This is a genomic window from Treponema porcinum (assembly GCF_900167145.1).
GTDB lineage: Bacteria > Spirochaetota > Spirochaetia > Treponematales > Treponemataceae > Treponema_D > Treponema_D porcinum.
Genome location: NZ_FUWG01000015.1, coordinates 38,870 through 59,966, shown reverse-complemented (window position 1 = coordinate 59,966; position 21,097 = coordinate 38,870). Strand labels below are relative to the sequence as shown.

The window sequence follows — 21,097 nt, the reverse complement described above, 5'->3', positions numbered from 1 at the left end:
CCCACCCTCTGACTGGAAGATAGCTATGAAATACGTATACGTCCTTACTTCAACACCAAACGACCTTTATTATGAGCAGTGCCTTATGTCTGTAGCATCGCTGCGCCTTTATATGCCAGATGCCGACGTCATTATCCTTACGGATAACAGGACTGCGGCATCTTTTACGGAAGAGCAGAAACGCACTGAACTTGGAAAAACAGCGTCGCAAATCATTGTAATAGATTTTGATGAGTCTATCGGGAATGCGGAACGATCCCGGCTTATAAAGACCTCAATTCCTGACTATGTAAACGATGATTTTCTGTATATTGACTGCGACACGATTATTGCAGGAGACCTTAGTCCTATAGAAAACTGCCCTTATGAAACGGCAGGCGTGCTTGACGGTCATGTTATGCTAGACGATCACATCCACAAAAAATATTTTCTGCAGCGAGACAAGGCACTGGGATTTCACGGAACGGAAAAGGCCGGATGCAATATAAACGGCGGCATTATTTTTGCGCGGAACTGCGCATGTTCCAGGGAACTGTTTAAGAAATGGAATGAAGCGTGGAAATTTTCTGCGTATCAGAAACACGACCTGCATGACCAGTCTGCGCTAAACGAAGCAAACTGGCAGACAGGTCTTAAAATGCAGCTTCTTTCAGGCGAATGGAACTGCCAGCCAAGTCATGGCGGTCTTGCTTTCCTTAAGGATGCAAAAATCATCCACTACTATTCATCGGAATTCAGCGGAAAAAACTATGTTCCGTACTACAAACTTGCAGACAAGTCCCTTCAGAACAGGATTAAGGAAAGCGGCACTATCCCTGATGAGATTATGCAGATGATACGCGAACCGAAATTTCAGTTCAACAAGGTTCATATCATAAATGACTCGCGGATTGTAAGCATTATGCAGTCGCCGCTTACGTTCACCCTTGCTGACATAAAATCAAAGCTCCCTGCCCTGTTCAACTTAATGGAAAACATTATGGCATTTTTCCGCTCACTCGGAAAAAAAATACGTCGGAAATGAAAACTTTCCGGGCAGAAAAAACGTTATTTCTTGTAGTACGTTTTATACCAGCGTGCAAAACTTGAAAGACCTGTTTCAAGCGCAGTTGACGGCTTAAAGCCAAAATCGCGCTGCAAGTCTGATACATCCGCAAATGTCTGGTATACGTCGCCTGGCTGCATCGGAAGAAGTTCCTTTTTTCCAGGTGCAGAAATTATTCCTTCGTTCATAAGGCATTTTTCAAGCGTTTCTACAAAATACATAAGGCTTTCCGGCTTGTTGTTACCGATATTATAGATTTTATATGCCGCTCCGTCTTCCGTTTTTTCAGGAGTTTTCTGCATTATGGCTGTAATTCCAGTTACAATATCGTCTATATATGTAAAATCCCGGTACATATCGCCGTTATTGTAAATCTGAATAGGTTCGCCCTTTACAAGTTTATTTGTAAACTTGAAATACGCCATATCAGGACGTCCCATAGGACCGTATACAGTAAAGAACCTGAGACCGGTTGCAGCAATGCCGTACAGCTTGCAGTATGCATGCGCAAAAAGTTCGTTGCTTTTCTTTGTAGCGGCATACAGTGAAACAGGATTATCTACTTTATCGTCCGTAGAATACGGTACTTTTTTATTCGTTCCGTAAACGCTTGAAGACGATGCAAACACAAGGTGTTCCACAGGATGATGGCGGCAACATTCAAGAATGTTGTAAAAACCAATCATATTAGATTTTATGTAAGCATCAGGATTGTCTATTGAATAGCGGACTCCTGCCTGAGCGGCAAGATTTACTACAATATCGGGATTATACTTTTCAAACAAAGAAACAAGCGTTTCTTTGTCCGCAATGTCCCCCTTAATAAAGGTAAATTTTCCGCCGCAAGAGTTCAGCATTGAAAGACGTTCATCCTTAAGAGACGTATCGTAATAATCAGTGATTGAATCTATTCCTATGACGGTGATTCCCTTATACGTTTCCATAAGCCGCTTTGAAAGAAAACTTCCGATAAAGCCGGCTGCACCAGTTACAAGAACAGTCTTGTTTTCTAATGAAATATCTGCCATAAAAAAAGAATACCACAACAAAAAAAAAATGTACATTGCAGGCGGCAGCGCACATTCAAGGCAGATTTTTTTCAATTCCGGTAACAGATTTCCAAATACTGAGTGTCTTACTTATAAGCACAGAAACAATGCAAGACTTTACATACGATAGTATGCTTCGCAAACAGTTTCCAAAATTCTACATTTTATTTTTCAAATTCTATTGACACTGGGGGGTGCGGTCATTATATTATTTAGACAAATAATAGATATTCCAAAATTAAACAATTTATTGTTAGATTTTTTCAGGAGTTCCTATGGCGATTGAGGTATTTAACCGTTATGAAGTTAAGTATCTTCTGAACAAGACGCAATATGAAAATATACTGTCTGCCGTTCCGGAGTATATGACTTCAGACAAATACAATAAAAATAATACGTTTTACTCTATCAGTAATCTTTATCTGGACAGCAATGAAGATTACTTTATCCGTCGGTCAATAGAAAAACCGGTCTTTAAGGAAAAGCTGCGCCTTCGTGCGTACGGTACGCCTGCTTTGGACGATATTGTCTATCTTGAAATAAAAAAGAAATTCAAGGGGCTGGTAAACAAGAGGCGTACTCCGTTCATTCTGCAGGAAGCGTATAATTTTCTTAACAACGGAACAATACCGTCTGAATCAAAGCTGAACGGTCAGGTGTTCCGTGAAATTGAATATGTAATGAAGCTGTTTAACTCATATCCGAAAGTCTATATTTCGTATGACAGGCTTGCTTTTTTTGCAAAGGACAACGGTGACTTCCGAATGACAATTGACACGAACATTCAGACGCGCCGTGACGACTTGCGTCTTGAAAACGGAATGTATGGCGAACAGCTGCTTCCTCCCGGCACTTACCTGATGGAAGCAAAAGCAGCCGGCGCATTTCCTATATGGTTCTGTCATCTTTTGTCGGAAAACAAAATTTACAATACGTCATTTTCAAAATACGGAGAGGAATACAAAAAATTCTATAAGGAACACAAATATGCTTGATACTATTTTTACGTCTTTACCGGAACTTTCTCTTATACGGACTGTCATACGGATGTTTGCAGCGCTTATTGCAGGAGGATTTATAAGCCTTTCATACATTCACAGTGACAAACGTCAGAAATATTCTTCAAATTTTGCGATGACGGTCATAATCCTGCCGGCTATCGTAAGCGTAGTAATCACCCTTATCGGAAGCGACCTTGCAAAGGCGATTTCTTTAGGCGGCGTATTCGCGCTTGTACGCTTCAGAAGCGTTCCGGGTGATTCCCGCGACATCGCATACGTATTCTTTGCTATGGTAGTCGGACTTGCAATCGGAATGGACTGCTACGCAATCGCCTTTGCACTTACGGCAGTCGTTGCGCTGTCATTCACACTTCTTCAGAAACTGAACTACGCAAAAAACAAGAATGCATCCGAAATCCTTAAAATAACAGTTCCGGAAGACTTGAACTTCAAGGACGCATTTACGGATTTATTCAACGAATATCTTGACAAATACACTATCAGTAGCATCCGCACTACGAATATGGGAACGCTGTATCAGATTACCTACGACGTAATTCCAAAGGAAGGAATTGACGAAAAGGCGTTTATAGATGCGCTCCGCGTTAAAAACGGAAACCTGAACATCATTCTTGGAAAGCACGAAGAAACTGCGGAACTTATGCCGCTTTAGAGGTGCATAGTGCAAAAAGGAAAAACAGTGAAAAAAAAATTACAGATAGCATTGGTATCATTTGCGGTAATTTTTATAGTGATTGCCGCATTCCCGGCAGGACAGCGCGCATACGTTGAATACCGCGAACATTTTACATTCAGAAACCTGAAATCTTTCCCAAAAGACAACGGCATTCCGCGCCTGTACATCAACACAGATACAGGAAAAATGGTTCTTTCAAAGGAATATTGGGCAGACGCTTCCTACAAACTGTGCAACGGCGAAACAGTAGTTTCCAGCGGAAAAACAAAAATAAAAGGACGCGGAAACACCACCTGGGAACGTCCTAAAAAATCGTACAGCCTTAAGCTTGAAAAAGCCGTTTCGCTCCTTGGAATGGGAAGTGACAAACGCTGGGTACTTTTAAACCCTTATAACGACAAGTCTCTTCTGCGCAACGACTTTGCACTTTCGCTGGGAACAATATACGACAACCTTGCGTATACGCCGCAGTTCCGACAGATTGAAGTCGTAATGAACGGAAAATTTCTTGGCGTGTACCAGCTTACAGAAAAAATCAAACTTAGTCCGGAACGGCTTTCCCTTCCTGCCGGCGGCTACATCGTAGAAAAAGACAGAAAGAAAAATCCTGAGGCGTTCCTTACGGAAAAGGAGGAACTTGCATTTGTTGTGTGCGATGCAGACGATACGTTTTATAAAAATGATTATGCGCCTATCCGCAGGCAGGTTCAGGAACTGGAAGACGCAATCTATACGGAAGATTTCAGCGTCTGGTCAGAACAGCTTGATGCAGCGTCCGTAGCAGACTGGTATATCATAAACGAAGTAACTAAAAATCACGATGCAAAAATGCAGATGTCGGTGTATTTGTTCTACAATCCTGCTGACCGTAAATTCCACTTTGGACCAATATGGGATTTTGACATTGCAAGCGGAAACATAAACTATGACGGCTGTGAAAAGACAGACGGTTTCTGGATTGCAGATGCTTCGTGGATTTCAAAAATGATGAAATCTCAGGAATTCCGGACAATAATTAAAAACCGCTGGAACGAAACGAAAATGATGCTTTTGGAGCAGATAAATACTTACATTCCGGCGCGTGCAGAATATCTTAATCAGGCACAGGAATGGAATTTCAAGGCGTGGAAGCTTCTTGACGTAAAAACATGGCCGCAGCCGTTCCTTCCAGGCTCTTATGAAGGTGAAGTAAAATACCTTATAGACTGGCAGAACGAACGCTGGAAATGGATGGATTCTGCCCTTCAGGAGCTGTAAAAAACAGAAAAGCAAGCCTTTCTTCTAGATATGTTGATTTTCTAATCCATAAAAGGTAGAATATTACATTATGCTCTATTTTTTATATACGTTGATAATCTACCCGCTGATTCAGATTATTGAATTTGCGTTCATGCTTTTTCAAAATGTCTTTAAAAACGCAGGTGTTTCCGTCATCGGCGTAAGCCTTGCAGTTTCCATACTGTGTCTGCCGCTCTATATTGTTGCGGAACACTGGCAGCAGGTACAGCGTGATATAGAAAAAAAACTTGACCCCGGTATCAGGCGCATAAAGACGGCATTTAAGGGCGACGAACAGTATATGATTCTTTCTACATTCTACCGGCAGAATCATTACAGTCCGATTATGGCAATGCGCTCGTCATTCGGTCTTTTAATTCAGATTCCGTTTTTCATTGCTGCCTACAGTTTTCTTTCCCATCTGCCGATTTTGCAGGGAAAAGGATTCTGGTTCATACGCGATATGGGGCAGCAGGATGCGCTTTTTTCAATCGGCTCGTTTCCGATAAACGTTCTTCCGATTGCGATGACGGTAATTAACATCATTGCCGGCGCAATATATACAAAAGGGTTTAAGGCAAAAGACAAAATACAGATTTACGGAATGGCGCTTGTATTCCTTGTCATTCTGTATGCTTCTCCGTCAGGACTTGTATTATACTGGACAATGAACAATGTCTTTTCACTTGTAAAAAATATCTTCTATAAAATAAAAAATCCTAAAAAAGTCCTGTACATTCTTCTTGTTGCTGCCGTTGCAGGGCTTGATGCATACCTTCTTTTTGTACATCACGGATTTATGCACAAAAGGCTTCTGCTTGCAGTTGCTGTATCTCTGCTGCTGCTTGCTCCTCTTGTAATCCGTTTTGTATCATATCTTCTGGATACGGTGCTTCAGCCGCTTACAGAAAGTCCTAAGACACGGCTTTTACTGTTCATTCCATCGTGTCTTGCGCTCTGTCTTTTTGCAGGACTTGTCATTCCGTCGTTCGTAATAAATTCTTCTGCCGTTGAATTTGCAAACATAGACGGATTCGGCTCTCCCCTATATTTTTTGTATAATTCAACAGTCCAGATGCTGGGACTTCTTGTTTTCTGGATGTGCTGTATTTATTTTCTTTTCAATAAGCGCGTTCAGACTGTCTTTGCAATTATTATGCCGTCAATCCTGTTTATAAGCCTGATTGATGCGTTTGTTTTCTCCGGGGATTACGGTACTCTTTCAAGACTCATTACATTTGCCTCAACGATTACCGCAGCTCCTGTATATCAGCAGATTTTAAACATTCTTTGTGTCCTTGCGGCACTGGCACTTCCAGTAGTCATTATACGGTTCGGGCGTGTAAAAATTCTTACAGGATTTGTATCAATCATTTTGATTGCAGAATGTGCCATCAGTATCGTTCATTTAGCGCAGATTCAGGGGGCATATTCTGAATACGAAAGGACGCTTGCCGGTGAAATTCAAGAAGAAAAACAGGTTACTCCGCTATATCATTTTTCTAAAACAGGAAAAAATGTAGTCGTATTTATGTTTGACCGTGCGGAAAATGCATATGTAGAGCCGATTTTTGACGCATTCCCGGAACTTTATGATATTTACGACGGCTTTACGCTGTACCGGAATACAGTTTCGTACAATCAGGGAACGCTTCTTGCAGCGCCGCCGCTTTTTGGCGGATATGAGTATACTCCGGCAGAAATAAACAGGCGCAATACAGAACGGCTTGTGGACAAGCAGAATGAGGCGCTTCTTCTGATGCCGCGCATTTTTACCGAAACGGCAGATTTTACGGCAACAGTTTCAGATTTAAGCTGGGCAAACTACAGTTGGATTCCTGATATGTCAATCTGTAATGCCTATCCAAAAATCACCGGTCACAACGTAGAGCGAAAATACACGGATTTATGGGTAAAGCAGAACCCGGATAAGGTAAAGCCGAACATTACAAGCAATGCCCTCAAACGGAATCTTGTGTGGTTCAGCCTGTTCAAAGCAGTTCCTCTTCCTATGCGTGACAGCGTATACGATGACGGCGGCTGGTGGTCATCAGATAACCAGACATCTGACATAATGGAATTCATCGACTACTACTCTGCCCTTGACTTTTTGCCTGAACTTACTGATTTTACAGGTGAAACAAATGCATTCTTTTCTATTGTAAACGATACTACTCATTCCGGACAGAAACTTCAGCCGCCGGAATACGAACCTGCAATGGAAATCACAAACAAGAAGAAGTCTCCTGTAGAAAAATACAGGAGCGTAGACGGAAACATTGCCATGTTCAAACGCCTTGGCGAATGGATTGAATATATGAAAGAAAACGGCTGCTACGACAATACGCGCATTATCGTAGTAAGCGACCACGGAATCGGAACTGATGAAGGAAAAGAGTTAGACTTCCCTGCCGAATGGCCGATGAGTTATAACCCTGACCACAATCATCCGCTTCTTTTTGTAAAAGATTTCAACGCAAAAGGAAGGCTTGTCATCAATAATGACTTTATGACAAATGCAGACGTTCCTGCAATTGCTTTTAAAGGCATTGTAGAAAATCCTGTCAATCCGTTCACCGGGAAAGAAATTAAGGATGTTCCGCCGGAAGAAAAAAAGGCATCCGGCATTGTCATTACGCATAACTGGCGTCCGGGAGGAAACGGTCTTTACACTTTCAAAGTGCCGGAAAACGACTGGTACACCATAAAAGGAAATCTCTTTGACTTCAATAACTGGGAAAAAGGAATAAAATAAAATGATGAATTCTACTGTTTTAACATTGTACATTGACCCTGGCACGGGAAGTATGCTGTTCTCAATTCTTATTGGCGCAGCAGCAACGCTTTTCTTCCTTGCAAAAGCGCTGTTTTTAAAGCTCAAGCTGTTTTTCTCCGGGAAAAAAGGCGGTGTTGCAGCCGATTCTTCCTATAAAAAGTACGTAATCTACTGCGAAGGCAAGCAATACTGGAACGTATTTAAGCCTGTTGCAGACGAATTTGAAAAGCGCGGAATTGAACTTACCTACTACACTTCTGCAAAGGACGATCCAGTTTTTAATGAAACGTATAAATTCGTAAAACCGGAATTTATCGGTGAAGGAAACGTTGCATTTGCAAAACTCAATATGCTGAGCGCCGGTTTTGTGCTAATGACGACGCCTGGACTTCAGGTGTACCAGCTTAAGAGAAGCAAGCGCGTTGCGCACTATTCGCACGTCCTTCATATGCCTAACGACGCAACAACATACCGCCTGTTCGGACTCGACTATTTTGATTCTGTCCTTCTTACCGGCGACTATCAGAAAGATGACATACGTGCGCTTGAGAACCAGCGCGGCATTCCGCAGAAAGAACTTGTTACGGTCGGATGTACGTATCTTGATGTCCTTTCGCAGAAAATCAAGAGCGTTCCGCAGGAAGAAAACCATCCGTTTACAGTGCTTGTTTCTCCGTCCTGGGGAAAAGTCGGAGTTCTTGCACGCTACGGCGAAAAACTGCTTGATCCACTTGTAAAGACCGGCTGGCGCATTATCGTCCGCCCTCATCCGCAGTCAAAGAAATCAGAACCGGAAATGCTTAAACGGCTTGAAACACGCTACAAGGACAATAAAAATCTTGAGTGGGATTACGAGCGCGACAACATCTATTCAATGAAAAAAGCAGATATGATGATTTCAGATTTTTCAGGAATTATTTTTGACTATACGTTCCTGTGCGACAAACCTGTAATGTATGTTTCTGCCGATATGGATCTTATGCCGTATGATGCTTATGATTTAAACAAGCAGTTGTGGCAGTTTGCCGTTCTTGAAAAAATGGGCATAAAACTTGACGAAAAAGATTTTGACAACATAAAAGAGGTAATTCAGAACGCATCTGACTCGCCGGAACTTGCAGCACAGCGGAAAATCGCAAAAGAAACTGCATGGATGCACATCGGCGAAGCAGGAAAGCGTATTGCAGACTATATGATACAAAAAACAGGGGACTAATTATGACTATTGCAGTTGCAGGCACCGGTTATGTAGGGCTTTCAAATTCTATATTGCTTTCACAGCACAACAAAGTATATGCCGTTGATATTGTTCAGGAAAAAGTAGACCTTATAAACAGTAAAAAATCGCCGATTGTAGACAAGGAAATTTCAGAATATCTTGCAGAAAAAACGCTTAATCTTGAGGCTACAACAGACTCTGAAAAAGCCTATAAAAATGCGGATTTTGTAATCATTTCTACACCGACAAATTACGATGAAACAAAGAATTTTTTTGACACTTCAAGCGTAGAAGCCGTCATTGATTTAGTGCAGAAATACAACAAAGAAGCTGTTGTCATTGTAAAATCAACCGTTCCAGTTGGATATAATGATATGCTTCTTGAAAAATATCCTGATATGAATATTCTGTTTTCGCCGGAATTCCTGCGTGAGGGTCATGCGCTTTATGACAACCTTTACCCTTCGCGCATCGTAGTAAGTTATCCAAAAACAAAGCCGTTCCTTAAAGAAAAGGCTGTTTCTTTCTCTGAACTTTTGAAGCAGGGCGCAATTAAGACTGACATTCCTGTCCTTATTACAACCTGCACGGAAGCAGAAGCGATAAAACTTTTTGCAAATACCTATCTTGCGCTTCGCGTAGCATACTTCAACGAACTTGACACCTATGCAGAAGTGCGCGGTCTTGATACTGCCTCAATCATCAAAGGCGTATGCCTTGACCCTAGAATCGGCGACTTCTACAATAATCCGTCGTTCGGTTACGGCGGTTACTGTCTTCCAAAGGACACAAAGCAGCTTCTTGCAAACTATAAGGACGTTCCAAATAATCTTATTCAGGCTATCGTTGAGTCAAACACAACGAGAAAAGATTTTATAGCAGACCAGATTATTTCGCGCAAGCCTAAAACAGTAGGTGTGTACCGTCTTACAATGAAAGCGAACAGCGACAATTTCCGCCAGAGTTCAATTCAGGGCGTTATGAAGCGCATTAAGGCAAAAGGAATTGAAGTTGTAATCTATGAACCGACTTACAAACAGGAGGATTTTTTCAATTCAAAAGTCATTCGTGATTTTGAAGAGTTCAAGCAGATGAGCGACGTTATTATTGCAAACAGAATGACTGACGATCTGCTTTCTGTAAAAGAAAAGGTTTATACGAGGGATTTGTATTCGAGGGATTAGATGATAAGGCTTGACTCTCTGAAATTTGATAAAGTCTGGGGCTATGAAAAATGGCTTGCCTCAACACACAAAGCCGGCGTCCAGAAAGAATTTCTTTCTGCGCTGGGCGGTTCTTATCCTCTGCTTGTAAAAATAATAAAGGCAGATTCATCGCTTTCCGTTCAGGTTCACCCGGATGACGACACCGCCGTACAGCTTGAAGGTGAAGGAAACGTAGGAAAAACGGAATGCTGGTATGTGCTGAACGCCGCACCGGACGCACAGCTTGTCTACGGACTGAACGGCACTTACACTGCGGAAGAACTCAAGGCTGCAATTGACGCAAATAAACTTGACTCATACCTTAATCTTGTTCCGGTAAAAAAAGATGATTTTATCTTTATTCCGGCAGGAACTGTTCACGCAATCGGCGGCGGACTTACGCTTCTTGAAGTACAGCAGTCCTGCGACATAACGTACCGCCTTTATGACTGGGGACGTCCGCGCGAACTTCATATAGAAAAATCGCTGAAATCAATCAAGAACAGTCCGCTTGATAAAATCAGTGCCTTTCCGGGAGAATTCAGCTGTCCGTATTTTTCGCTTGAAAAAATAACTGTAAACGGAGGATGGAGTATGTTTGCAAGCGGAAAAAATATACCTGAAAACTGCCGCCTTCTGTTTATTCTTGACGGCGAAGGAGTTATAAAGGCGAACGGCGGAACAAATGAAAAAATCAGTAAAAATGATATTTTTGCATTGCTGCCAGGTGAAAAAGTAACCGTTGAGGGTCATCTTTCACTTATGAAGATTTCTGCATCCTGAAAAAGCTTTAAATGATAAAAAAAGCTGTCCTTGCCGGACAGCTTTTTTGTTAGCGGAACTTCATCTATCCGTTAATCCCCGCCCCTAGAAATTCCACAGTTTAATTCCAAACGTCATTACAATGCCGCACTGAACAGGATATTCGTCGTTATCTACAAAATGATATTTTGTATTTCCGTCCGCCTTATGATTTCCAAGGATAGTCATTTCGTAGTCTTCGTCATCAATCATCGTGTAGTAGCTGTACAAAAATCCAAGACTGCCATATACATTGAACGGGACTTTTGTTTTCTTTGTAGAATATGATGCACCAGCACTTATAATATGCATCCAGTTGTACGCACCGTCGTGCAGAAAGTGCTTTTCTATGTCATCACGATTTGCATTTGACAGTTCTGAATACAGGCTGCTTCCCTGAACCTGCTGTGTTCCATAGTCTGCACCGTGACGGATAAACTGATATTGAAAAGACGTACTGAGTCCGCGTACAGGAGTAGTTTCAAAGCGAAAGAAAAACTCATCTGCATTCGGCGGAAGATAATAACCAAGACATTCTCCGTTATTCGTGTAACTTTCGCACACATAGTGGCTGTACCACGGAGTATAGTTGATTGAATGGTGCGTATAACAGAACGGTTCAACCTTTGTATATCGCATAGAAACTGAAGCAAACGGAAGTTTAGGAATAATGATTTTTGTACCAAGCTGACCGGCAAACATAGCGCGCGAAGAAGTAAGCGGATTGTTATTCAATCCGTTGATTTCGTCAAGATACAAAGATGCCCATATAGAACCCAGTCCCGGTTTTCTAAACATAATGTCTCCGAAAAGGGCACAGTTATCGTTGTCACCGATGTGATTTTGATACTCAACAAAATTTACCAGAGGGAAAATATACCCTATCTCAAACCGCTTAGGCCACACAACGGACGAACCGAAATCAAAATGAAAATATTTGTAGTCAAGTTCAATCATATTGAGGGAAAAAGCATTCTGGAACAATGAGTCATCTTCAATTCCGTCCGGCCAGCTTGATTCTGCCATATAATCCTGATTAGGATATTCAAGAATTCCAGTAAGCGCAGAATACGTCAGGAACGGAAAAAGCTCCACCGTCATATCAGCAGAAAAGAACGGCTGCGCACTTCTGTTCAGTACAAGACTTGAACCTGTGTCCATTGCCGCCCATTCGTGATTTATTCTACCTGCACCTATGGAAATGCTGTTATTCAGAAGCGAAGTACGGATTTCGGCATTGATTGTTCCGCTAACGCCAAGAGTCTGCGGCCATCCTTCAAGACCGGACGCGCTCATATTTTCCAAAAGATACATCTGACCGCTCCATTTTTTCTTATAGGCAAAAGGAAGGTATGCCGTATTTTTTAATGTCCGTATCGTCCTGCGGTCAGGCTCGCCGTATTTTGCATCGGCAACGGATTTGTCATTGTCATTGTCTGCCAGCGCGTCCGCATAATCTCCTACTTCATACGGTTTTGTATTTTCAGTTCCTTCTTTTGCAGGAAAAGTATTAAACCAGCTGTAGCCGACAAAATAATCAGTTCCGCATTCATAAAGCGGCATCCGCGTAACGTCAATAAGAACTTTCAGCGTGTAGGAAATGTATCTGCTCAAATCGCCCCTGAAATCAACGGAAGGAATAAAATCGAATCCGGCCTTGTTAAAATCAGAATCAGTATACAGACCGCTGCTTCCGCTTACTTCAAGTCCGAACATATATTCAAAACTGAACGGAACGTTCAGAATATTATTCTGAAGGCGAAGATGCGTTTTTGAAACGACTTTTTCTTCTTTCTGCGAATGTTCTTCAAGATAATCATTCAGAACGGCTTTTTCCGTAGCAGAAAGTCTGTCTTCATTTTCAAGAATTTCATTTACTGCCTGAAGGATTCTATTCTGCGTATAAGGTTTTGCACCGGGAAGAATATCGCACAGTCCCCTGCTCTGGCAGTTTTCCAGAATCCTGTATATTTCACTGTCAACATCGACGCTGAGATTATTCTGTGCAAATGCAGAAACAATCAGAACTGAAAACAAAACGCTGCAAAAAATCTTTTTTTTCATAAAATCCTCAAGAAACTAGAATAGATTATACGTCAAAGACACGGCAAGTTCTATCCCCTGTTCAAAATTACCGCTGACATTCCTGTGATTTATTATAAACTGATAGACTGCCTGTGCATCCGCACGAAGATGACTGTTGAACGTATAATAGCCTTTAAGCGTTATTGAGTTTGTAAACTGCACAGTGCCGGTAAGTTTGTACGAACGGGCAATATCTTCTGAGTCATCATCGCTTAAAATTCCAAGACGGCGAAGGACGCTTGGATAATACGCCCACCACCTGTCGCCGTTTTTATCTTCAAAATATGAACCGAACATTCCGAACGAATTAGTACCGTGCGCAAGAAACAGATATTGAATTTCCGCATTCCATCTGTTCAGCCTTTCATAGCCGAATTTTACCTGAAAACCGGCTGCGTCAGGACCGAACGGCGTACCAATCCATGAACAGAGCGGCGTTGAACCGTTACTTTGCATATTGTAACGTGAACTGTACAAAGACCAGTCTGCACCCTGTTTTATATACAAATATGGAGTTGTGTAAATTCCTTCCATAGCCAGCGTATAGTATCCGCCGTCTTTTTCCGGAATATTAAGTTCAAAACCGAGCTGTCCTCCAAGACTGTCAGGCATTGCCCTTCCGTTTGCGGACCCCTGTTCTGACGGCGGTTGAATTTCATTCTGGGCATACAAGCCGTAAATGCGAAGGTTTTTGCACGGCATAATGTCCACAAATACGCCCATATAGGCACAGACGTGCGATTCTCCGTATACAGCTTCTTCCTTGTCGTCGGAATAGTCTTCCCACGAGCCGAAAGAATGCATAATCATAAGCGGATTTAAAAAGCGAAGCTCAAACGGTTCGTTAATAAGAGTTCCTTCAACAAGACCGGCGCGTACCCATTTGAACGGCTGTATGTCAAGCATATGAAGGTACATAAATTTCTGCTTTTCAATCTGAACTACGTCAAGATTGTATTTCATATACTGCGAATATAAATTCAGCTGTACGTAGGACTGTGTTTCAAAGGAATTGTTATAAATGATGCTTCCTGTCTGTGTACGCCCGATCTGAAGTCCGGAGCGTGCCGTATGAATATTAAAGCCCCACTTTCCAAAACACCAGCCGGCAGTTCCGTATGCTTCGCGAGGCCACAAAAAGTCAAGGTCAGACCCGGAATAAGCAATATTTATAAAATTATCATCCTCTGTCATTGCCCACCAGCTTTTTGCAAAGCACGGCGATGTTTCTATCATAAAAATATCGCCCCAGCCAAGATAAATCGGAACAGAAGCAAACGGTCTGCTCAGGGAATTTGCGTTGAAAGAGGAAGTTGCACCATATTCAGAAGGTACAATTTTTTTCTCCACGTTTTCTATTTTTATCGCAATTCTGTCATCTTCGCTGTCTTTGTAGTTGATTTCATCACTGTATTTGTATTCCGTATGAGGAATATGCCCTGTGTAATCTGTCTGAAACGACCAGTCAAGGTCAGAATTTGATTTATGAAGAAGTTCTGGCTCCAGCTTTAAGTTAAAACCCATAAAGGCGCCGCTGAAATTAAATTTAAATGCATCTGTGTACAGAAAGTCCTGCACTTCGCGGTACACCGCCCGCCCGGAATCAGAAAGCGACTCATAATCAATTTTTGAAAAATAAAGACGGAGTTCTGAAACGCTCAATGGCGCACTGTCTGCAATTGTAAGGCGCGCATTTTCTGCATACAATTTAAATAGCGCATCGTAAATCCAGTGTCCTGCTTTTATAAGCTGCTGCTGGCTGTAAATTTGGGAAAAAACACCGCAATGAACCGCGACAGAAAGTATAAGAATGGTAAGAAAACGTTTTATTTTCATACACGCAAATGTATCACACATTGATTTTATGTACAAGAAAGTATATATTTTTTCAATATGCAAATAGCAATTGACTGCAGAATGAGCGGAAAAAGCGGAATCGGCTCATATTTTGATGCTCTTCTTCCCTATTTTATCAAAGATTTTGAATGCCTGCTTATCGGAAGCGGCAGCGTCATTGAAAAATACAAATCTTGTGCCGGCGTAACTGTCTGCGAATGTACGGCAGAACCTTTTTCCGTACAGGAACTTTTCTTTTTTCCGAAAAACGTCCTGAAAAAAATAAACGAATGCGGCGCATTCTACACGCCGTACTGCAATATTCCGGGAGGCATACGCGTTCCGGTGTACACAACAATCCACGATATTGTTTTTCTTGACGTGCCGGGTCTTGCTTCAAAAGCAGGTACATTCGTAAGAAAATGCTTTTACAGGCGCGCCGCACGAAAATCCGCCGCAGTTTTTACAGTTTCAAATTTTTCTGCGGAGCGCATAAAAACGCTCCTTCACTGCAAAAAGCCGGTTGTCGTAACGTATAATGCCGCACCGGAATACCTTTCGTCACGCACCGACGGAACGGAAATCATACGGAAAGAAAAACATTCTGTCCTTTTTGTAGGAAACATAAAAAAGCACAAGGGGCTAAAAGTTCTTCTTGATGCTTTCCGGCTTCTCCTAAAAAAAGTGCCGGACTCACGCCTTATAATAGTAGGAAACGCAGAAAATTTCCGCACCGGCGATACTGCAATCTTTGAAGAAATAAAAACTCTTCCGCCGTCCGCAGTCTGCTTTACAGGAAAAATATCAAACGAAGAACTGAAAAACTGCTATTACAAGGCAAACCTTCTTGTCCAGCCGTCATTTTACGAAGGATTCGGAATGCCGCCGCTTGAAGCGCTTACCTGCGGAACGAACGCCGTAATCTCCGACATTCCTGTGTTCAGGGAAATCTACCGAGATTTTCCGGTTACGTTCTTTTCTTCAGGAAATCCAGACGACCTTGCAGAAAAAATCGAAAAGTCTTTTGAACTCCCGGAAGTTCGGGACATTCCAAAAATCTATTCATTCAGTAAAACATTTGAAACCATAAAAAAGGAATTGATATGAAAGTTGCTGTTGTCCACGACTGGCTTGTAAATTACGGCGGAGCTGAACTTTTCGTCGAATATCTTTTAAAACTTTATCCCGATGCAGACATCTACACCCTTGTCTATGACAAGAAAAAGATGAAAGGTCATTTTGACTCAAACAGGATTTTTACGTCATATTTTCAGAAAATTCCATTTGCACCAAAAATCTACACGAAACTTCTTAAATTTATGCCGGGCGCGTTTGAATCGTTTGATTTTTCCGGCTACGATTTAGTCATAAGTTCTTCATCGTCTTGCGCAAAAGGCATTATTACTCCGCCTTCAGTTCCGCACGTCGCGTTCATTCACTCGCCTATGCGCTATGCCTGGGATCTTTTCTTTGATTACCGCAAGAGAAGCGGATGGCTTACGCGATTTTTTATGAACAGGTGGATGGGTCAGATCCGCCTGTGGGATTACGTTTCAAGCCAGCGGATAGACGTTCTCATTGCAAATTCTGCATATATTGCGCGGCGCATACAGAAATTCTGGAACCGGGAAGCACGCGTAATCTATCTTCCTACAGATGTAAGCCGCTTTTCTCCGTCGGAAAAACCGCGCGAAGATTTTTACGTGGCATTTTCGCGCCTTGTTCCGTACAAGCGGATTGACCTTGCCGTTTCTGCCTGTAAAAAACTCGGAAAAAAACTTGTCATCATAGGAGGCGGTTCTGAGGAGAAAAAGCTTCGCGAGCTTGCCGGCAATGACAGGAACATCACGTTTACCGGCAGGGCAAGCGACGAAACGGTACTTGACTACCTTCAGCGATGCCGTGCTCTGCTTTTCTGTGCAGAGGAAGACTTCGGTTTTGTTCCGCTTGAGGCGCAGGCTTGCGGCGCACCGGTCATTGCTTTTGGAAAAGGCGGTGCCTGCGAAACGGTCATTCAGGAAAAAACCGGCATTTTCTTCCCTGAGCAGACATCAGAATCCCTTGCAGACGCGATATGCAGGTTCGAAGAGCTTGACAAAAAGGAAACATTCAAAAAAGAAGAAATCGTTTCACATGCACGGTCATTTACGTTTGAACGCTTTAAGGAAGACTTCCTTGCTGCGGTAGATGCAGCAGCAGAACGTGCAAAAACAAAAATTTAGGAAACAGGCGCGTATGAAGAAAAAAAACAGGATTATTGCCATAAACGGCGAATCGTGGTGCCGTACAGTTACAGGAATAGAGCGCGTTGCCATAGAAACGACGAAGGAACTTGACAGGCTTGCAGAAAGCGGAAAAATCGAACTTGTAGTTCCAAAAAACGCACAAAATCTTCCTGAACTTAAAAACATAAAAATCGTACGGCTTGAGGCAGAAGCATCATTTTTTCCTAAATGGACACAGGTTCATTTTCAGAAATACGTCATAAAAAACAGGCGGCTCAGCCTGGATTTTTCCAATACGTGTCCTTTCTTCTCTCCGGGAATAGAATATATCCACGATATTTTTGCAAAGCTCTACCCGTCCGACTACAGCGCAAATCCGCGGGACAGACTCATCCAGCTTTACTCAAACCTGATGTACAGGCGGATTGCCAGAAAAGCAAAGAAAATCATAACTGTTTCAGAGTATTCAAAAAAAACAATTGCAGATACTTATAAAATAAATCCTGACCGCATAAAAGTCGTGTATGCAGGAATGGGAAACTACAGCGCTATCAAACCGGACTATTCAGTATTCCGTCTGTTTCCTGAACTTGAAGAAAAAAAGTTTTATTTTTCACTCGGAAGCCTTTCTACCAGAAAAAACCTCAAGTGGATTATAGAGCATGCTTCTCTTTACCCGGACGAACAGTTTGTAGTTTCCGGAAAATCACTTGAAAGCATCGTGCCGGAGGAACTCAAGAAAACAGGAAACCTGAAAAATATAATTATGGCAGGCTATCTTTCTGACGGACAGGTTAAGGCAATGCTTTCAAAATGCAGGGCGTTTATCTTTCCGTCATATTTTGAAGGGTTCGGCATTCCGCCTCTTGAAGCGCTTAGCTGCGGTGCAAAAATCATCATATCAGATGCGGCAAGCCTTCCTGAAATCTACGGAAAATGTGCCTGCTACATAAGCCCAGACAAACCGGACGTAAATCTTGACGAAGTGCTTTCGCAGCCTGTTGAAAGCCCGGAAAAACTGCTTGAAAAGTTCACCCTGCACAATTCTGCAGTCAGACTGTACGACGTACTTAAAGAATATTTTTAAATTTGCAGTCAAAATATGGATTTATAACAGTTAACACAAATGTAAAAATTCGTTATAATATAAAGTAATATTGTTAAACGGTACTTTTTATTTTCAATAAGTACCGTTTCATAGATTTTTTTATGGGAGACACAATATATGTCAAACAAAATTACTATCATTGGTGCCGGTCAGGTAGGTTCTACCATAGCGTATGCGCTGACATTGAAGCAGCTGGCTTCTGAAATTGTTTTAATTGACATTGCAAAAGACAGGGCTATGGGAGAAGCAATGGACATCCGGCAGGGAACTCCGTTCCTTGGTCCAATTTCTATTCATGACGGAGATTATATTGATGCTAAGGATTCTGACATTGTAATTCTTACCTCTGGTGTAGCCCGTAAACCAGGTCAGTCACGCCTTGACCTTGCCCAGACGAACGTAAACATTACAAAATCTATCATTCCTGAAATTACAAAAGTAGCACCGAATGCACTGTATGTAGTTGTTGCAAATCCGGTCGACATACTTACATACCAGTTTGTAAAGACATCAGGCATTCCTGCAAACCATATCTTTGGAACTGGAACAATGCTTGATACAGCACGTTTCCGCGCACGTATTGCAGAAACATACCGCGTTGCACAGGAGAACGTTCACGGCTACGTATTCGGCGAACACGGAGATTCATCTTTCGTTCCGTGGTCTTTGGCAAACATCGGTTCTATTCCTGTTGAAAAATATGCATCTGCTGTTGAAGGACAAAAACTTCCGTCATTCAACAAAGATGACGTTGAGGAATATATCCGCAAGTCCGGCGGAATTATTATTGCAGCAAAAAAATGCACGAACTATGCTATCGGAGTAACCACAGCATGTCTGTGCGAAGCGCTGAACTACGAAACTGACTCTGTACTTACACTTTCTACAATGCTGAACGGCGAATACGGAATCAAAGACGTATGTCTTTCAATTCCTGCTGTTGTAGGCTCAAAAGGAATTACAAGCAGAATCGTAGCTCCGCTTACAGATGATGAAATTGCAAAACTCCAGCACAGCGCAGAATGTCTTAAAGGCGTTCTTAGCCAGCTGCAGTTCTAGAAAAGAAGAACAGCATGAATGTAAAAAGCGGTTTTTTTACGTTTCCGTAAGAGCCGCTTTTTTTATGATAAAAAGGGCGTTTCCCTTTACACAATTGATTTTTACGGGAGTAAAAAATGGAATACAGAATAGAGCACGACTCTATGGGCGAAATGAAAGTTCCTGCAGACAAATACTGGGCTGCACAGACGGAACGAAGCCACGAAAATTTTAAAATCGGAGTAGGAATCGAAACAATGCCGCGCGAAATTACGCGTGCATTCGGTTACCTTAAAAAAGCTGCGGCACGTGCAAACAATGCACTTAAGCCGGAAAAAATGACTTCTGAAAAACTGTCTGCAATCGAACAGGCGTGTGACGAGGTAATTTCAGGAAGCCTGAACGAGCATTTTCCGCTTGTAGTATGGCAGACAGGAAGCGGCACGCAGTCAAATATGAACACAAACGAAGTCATCGCAAACCGCGGAAACGAAATCGCAGGAAAAAAAATCCTTCACCCTAACGATGACATCAATATGAGCCAGTCAAGCAACGACACCTTCCCTACAGCGCTCCATATTTCTGCCGTATGCGAGCTGGAGGACAAGCTTCTTCCTGCAATAGACAAGCTGACAGAAACTTTCAAGCGCCTTGAAAAAGAAAACGAAGGCATCGTAAAGTCAGGACGCACTCACCTTCAGGATGCAGTTCCGATTGCATTTGACCAGGAAATCAGCGGATGGCGCACAAGCATTGAGCGCGACCGGGAAATGATTGTCTCTTCCCTGCCGTACCTTAAACAGCTTGCTCTCGGCGGAACTGCCGTAGGAACAGGACTGAACGCGCCGAAAGGCTTTGACGTAAAAGTTGCAGAAGAAGTTTCAAAACTTACGGGAAAAGACTTTGTTACAGCTCCGAACAAATTTCACGCGCTTACAAGCAAGGACGAACTTGTTTTTGCACACGGAGCAGTAAAGGCTCTTGCGTGCGATATGATGAAGATTGCAAACGACGTACGCTGGCTTGCATCAGGTCCGCGCGACGGTCTTGGAGAAATTCATATTCCTGAAAACGAACCGGGAAGTTCCATAATGCCTGGAAAAGTAAATCCGACTCAGTGCGAGGCAGTTACAATGGTTGCCGTACAGGTAATGGGTAACGATTCTGCAATCGGTTTTGCCGCAAGTCAGGGTAACTTTGAACTTAACGTATTTATGCCGGTAATCGCATATAACTTCATTCAGTCAGTCCGCCTGCTTGCAGAAGCAATGGTTTCTTTCAACGACAACTGCGCTGTAGGAATTACTGCAAACAAGGAAAAAATGCACCACAACCTTTACAACTCACTGATGCTTGTAACAGCCCTTAATCCGTATATCGGCTACGAAAATGCGGCAAAAACTGCGCACAAAGCATTTGATGAAAACATTTCGCTTAAAGACGCGTGCGTAGGACTCGGCTTCCTTACGGCAGAAAAATTCGACGAAGTATTCAAGCCGGAAAGTATGGCTTATCCGAAATAATATTTTATTTTGATATGAGTTTATAAGACAAAAAATGCGGTCTGCCTGTAAAGCCGACCGCATTTTTTATACCGTATTAGTATTTTTGCAAAAATCATTCAAGGTTAACACTGAAAAATCCTCAATAGAATTTATTCAGTATTTCATTAAATACGTTATTCAATTTTGCCGCAAGCAAAATTGAAAGCGCAGCTAAAAACGATATTCCGTT

General features: G+C 42.3%; 16 protein-coding genes. 13 read left to right on the top strand and 3 right to left on the bottom strand.

Features of this window, described 5'->3' with window-relative positions; all coding sequences use genetic code 11:
- Nucleotides 1-25 precede the first annotated feature (25 nt).
- Nucleotides 26-1,024: a glycosyltransferase gene (locus tag B5D55_RS09885; protein ID WP_078933852.1), complete on the top strand. Its 999-nt coding sequence runs from the start codon at nucleotides 26-28 to the stop codon at nucleotides 1,022-1,024.
- Nucleotides 1,025-1,047: 23 nt separating this feature from the next.
- Here the strand turns inward: B5D55_RS09885 and B5D55_RS09880 are convergent, their stop codons facing one another.
- The gene (locus tag B5D55_RS09880) at nucleotides 1,048-2,073 is read right to left on the bottom strand and encodes an NAD-dependent epimerase/dehydratase family protein (RefSeq protein WP_078933879.1); all 1,026 of its coding nucleotides are present in this window, start codon (nucleotides 2,071-2,073) and stop codon (nucleotides 1,048-1,050) included.
- Between the two features lie 296 nt (nucleotides 2,074-2,369).
- On the opposite strand from B5D55_RS09880, the gene B5D55_RS09875 reads away from it, so the two are divergent.
- The 7 genes from B5D55_RS09875 to B5D55_RS09845 all read left to right on the top strand — a co-directional run bounded on the left by B5D55_RS09875 (nucleotide 2,370) and on the right by B5D55_RS09845 (nucleotide 11,053).
- On the top strand, nucleotides 2,370-3,089 hold the full coding sequence (locus B5D55_RS09875) for a polyphosphate polymerase domain-containing protein (protein ID WP_078933851.1): 720 nt from the start codon (nucleotides 2,370-2,372) through the stop codon (nucleotides 3,087-3,089).
- Complete coding sequence (locus B5D55_RS09870; protein ID WP_078933850.1) at nucleotides 3,082-3,768, top strand: DUF4956 domain-containing protein; 687 nt, start codon at nucleotides 3,082-3,084, stop codon at nucleotides 3,766-3,768. The genes B5D55_RS09875 and B5D55_RS09870 overlap by 8 nt, the downstream gene beginning before the upstream one ends.
- A 27-nt stretch (nucleotides 3,769-3,795) precedes the next feature.
- On the top strand, nucleotides 3,796-5,049 hold the full coding sequence (locus tag B5D55_RS09865; RefSeq protein WP_143593335.1) for a CotH kinase family protein: 1,254 nt from the start codon (nucleotides 3,796-3,798) through the stop codon (nucleotides 5,047-5,049).
- Between the two features lie 70 nt (nucleotides 5,050-5,119).
- Complete coding sequence (locus B5D55_RS09860) at nucleotides 5,120-7,825, top strand: YidC/Oxa1 family membrane protein insertase (protein ID WP_078933848.1); 2,706 nt, start codon at nucleotides 5,120-5,122, stop codon at nucleotides 7,823-7,825.
- Between the two features lie 4 nt (nucleotides 7,826-7,829).
- Nucleotides 7,830-9,062, top strand: a complete 1,233-nt coding sequence (locus tag B5D55_RS09855; RefSeq protein ID WP_078933878.1) for a CDP-glycerol glycerophosphotransferase family protein — start codon at nucleotides 7,830-7,832, stop codon at nucleotides 9,060-9,062.
- Nucleotides 9,063-9,064: 2 nt separating this feature from the next.
- The gene (locus B5D55_RS09850; protein ID WP_078933847.1) at nucleotides 9,065-10,249 is read left to right on the top strand and encodes a nucleotide sugar dehydrogenase; all 1,185 of its coding nucleotides are present in this window, start codon (nucleotides 9,065-9,067) and stop codon (nucleotides 10,247-10,249) included.
- Nucleotides 10,250-11,053: a type I phosphomannose isomerase catalytic subunit gene (locus B5D55_RS09845; RefSeq protein WP_078933846.1), complete on the top strand. Its 804-nt coding sequence runs from the start codon at nucleotides 10,250-10,252 to the stop codon at nucleotides 11,051-11,053.
- A gap of 84 nt (nucleotides 11,054-11,137) precedes the next feature.
- Here the strand turns inward: B5D55_RS09845 and B5D55_RS09840 are convergent, their stop codons facing one another.
- Nucleotides 11,138-13,135 (bottom strand): hypothetical protein, encoded by a 1,998-nt coding sequence (locus B5D55_RS09840; RefSeq protein WP_078933845.1) that lies wholly within the window; start codon nucleotides 13,133-13,135, stop codon nucleotides 11,138-11,140.
- 15 nt (nucleotides 13,136-13,150) lie between these two features.
- The gene (locus B5D55_RS09835; protein WP_078933877.1) at nucleotides 13,151-14,992 is read right to left on the bottom strand and encodes a hypothetical protein; all 1,842 of its coding nucleotides are present in this window, start codon (nucleotides 14,990-14,992) and stop codon (nucleotides 13,151-13,153) included.
- Between the two features lie 57 nt (nucleotides 14,993-15,049).
- On the opposite strand from B5D55_RS09835, the gene B5D55_RS09830 reads away from it, so the two are divergent.
- From B5D55_RS09830 to fumC, 5 genes are all read left to right on the top strand, one after another.
- On the top strand, nucleotides 15,050-16,099 hold the full coding sequence (locus B5D55_RS09830; RefSeq protein WP_078933844.1) for a glycosyltransferase family 4 protein: 1,050 nt from the start codon (nucleotides 15,050-15,052) through the stop codon (nucleotides 16,097-16,099).
- A complete protein-coding gene (locus B5D55_RS09825; protein WP_078933843.1) occupies nucleotides 16,096-17,214 on the top strand; it encodes a glycosyltransferase in 1,119 nt (372 codons plus the stop codon). The genes B5D55_RS09830 and B5D55_RS09825 overlap by 4 nt, the downstream gene beginning before the upstream one ends.
- 13 nt (nucleotides 17,215-17,227) lie before the next feature.
- Nucleotides 17,228-18,304 carry a glycosyltransferase family 4 protein gene (locus tag B5D55_RS09820; RefSeq protein ID WP_234975421.1) on the top strand — a complete coding sequence of 359 codons (1,077 nt, stop codon included), beginning with the start codon at nucleotides 17,228-17,230 and terminating at the stop codon, nucleotides 18,302-18,304.
- 138 nt (nucleotides 18,305-18,442) lie between these two features.
- Complete coding sequence (locus B5D55_RS09815; protein ID WP_078933842.1) at nucleotides 18,443-19,384, top strand: L-lactate dehydrogenase; 942 nt, start codon at nucleotides 18,443-18,445, stop codon at nucleotides 19,382-19,384.
- Nucleotides 19,385-19,500: 116 nt separating this feature from the next.
- Complete coding sequence (fumC, locus tag B5D55_RS09810) at nucleotides 19,501-20,886, top strand: class II fumarate hydratase (RefSeq protein ID WP_078933841.1); 1,386 nt, start codon at nucleotides 19,501-19,503, stop codon at nucleotides 20,884-20,886.
- The last annotated feature ends 211 nt before the right edge of the window (nucleotides 20,887-21,097 follow it).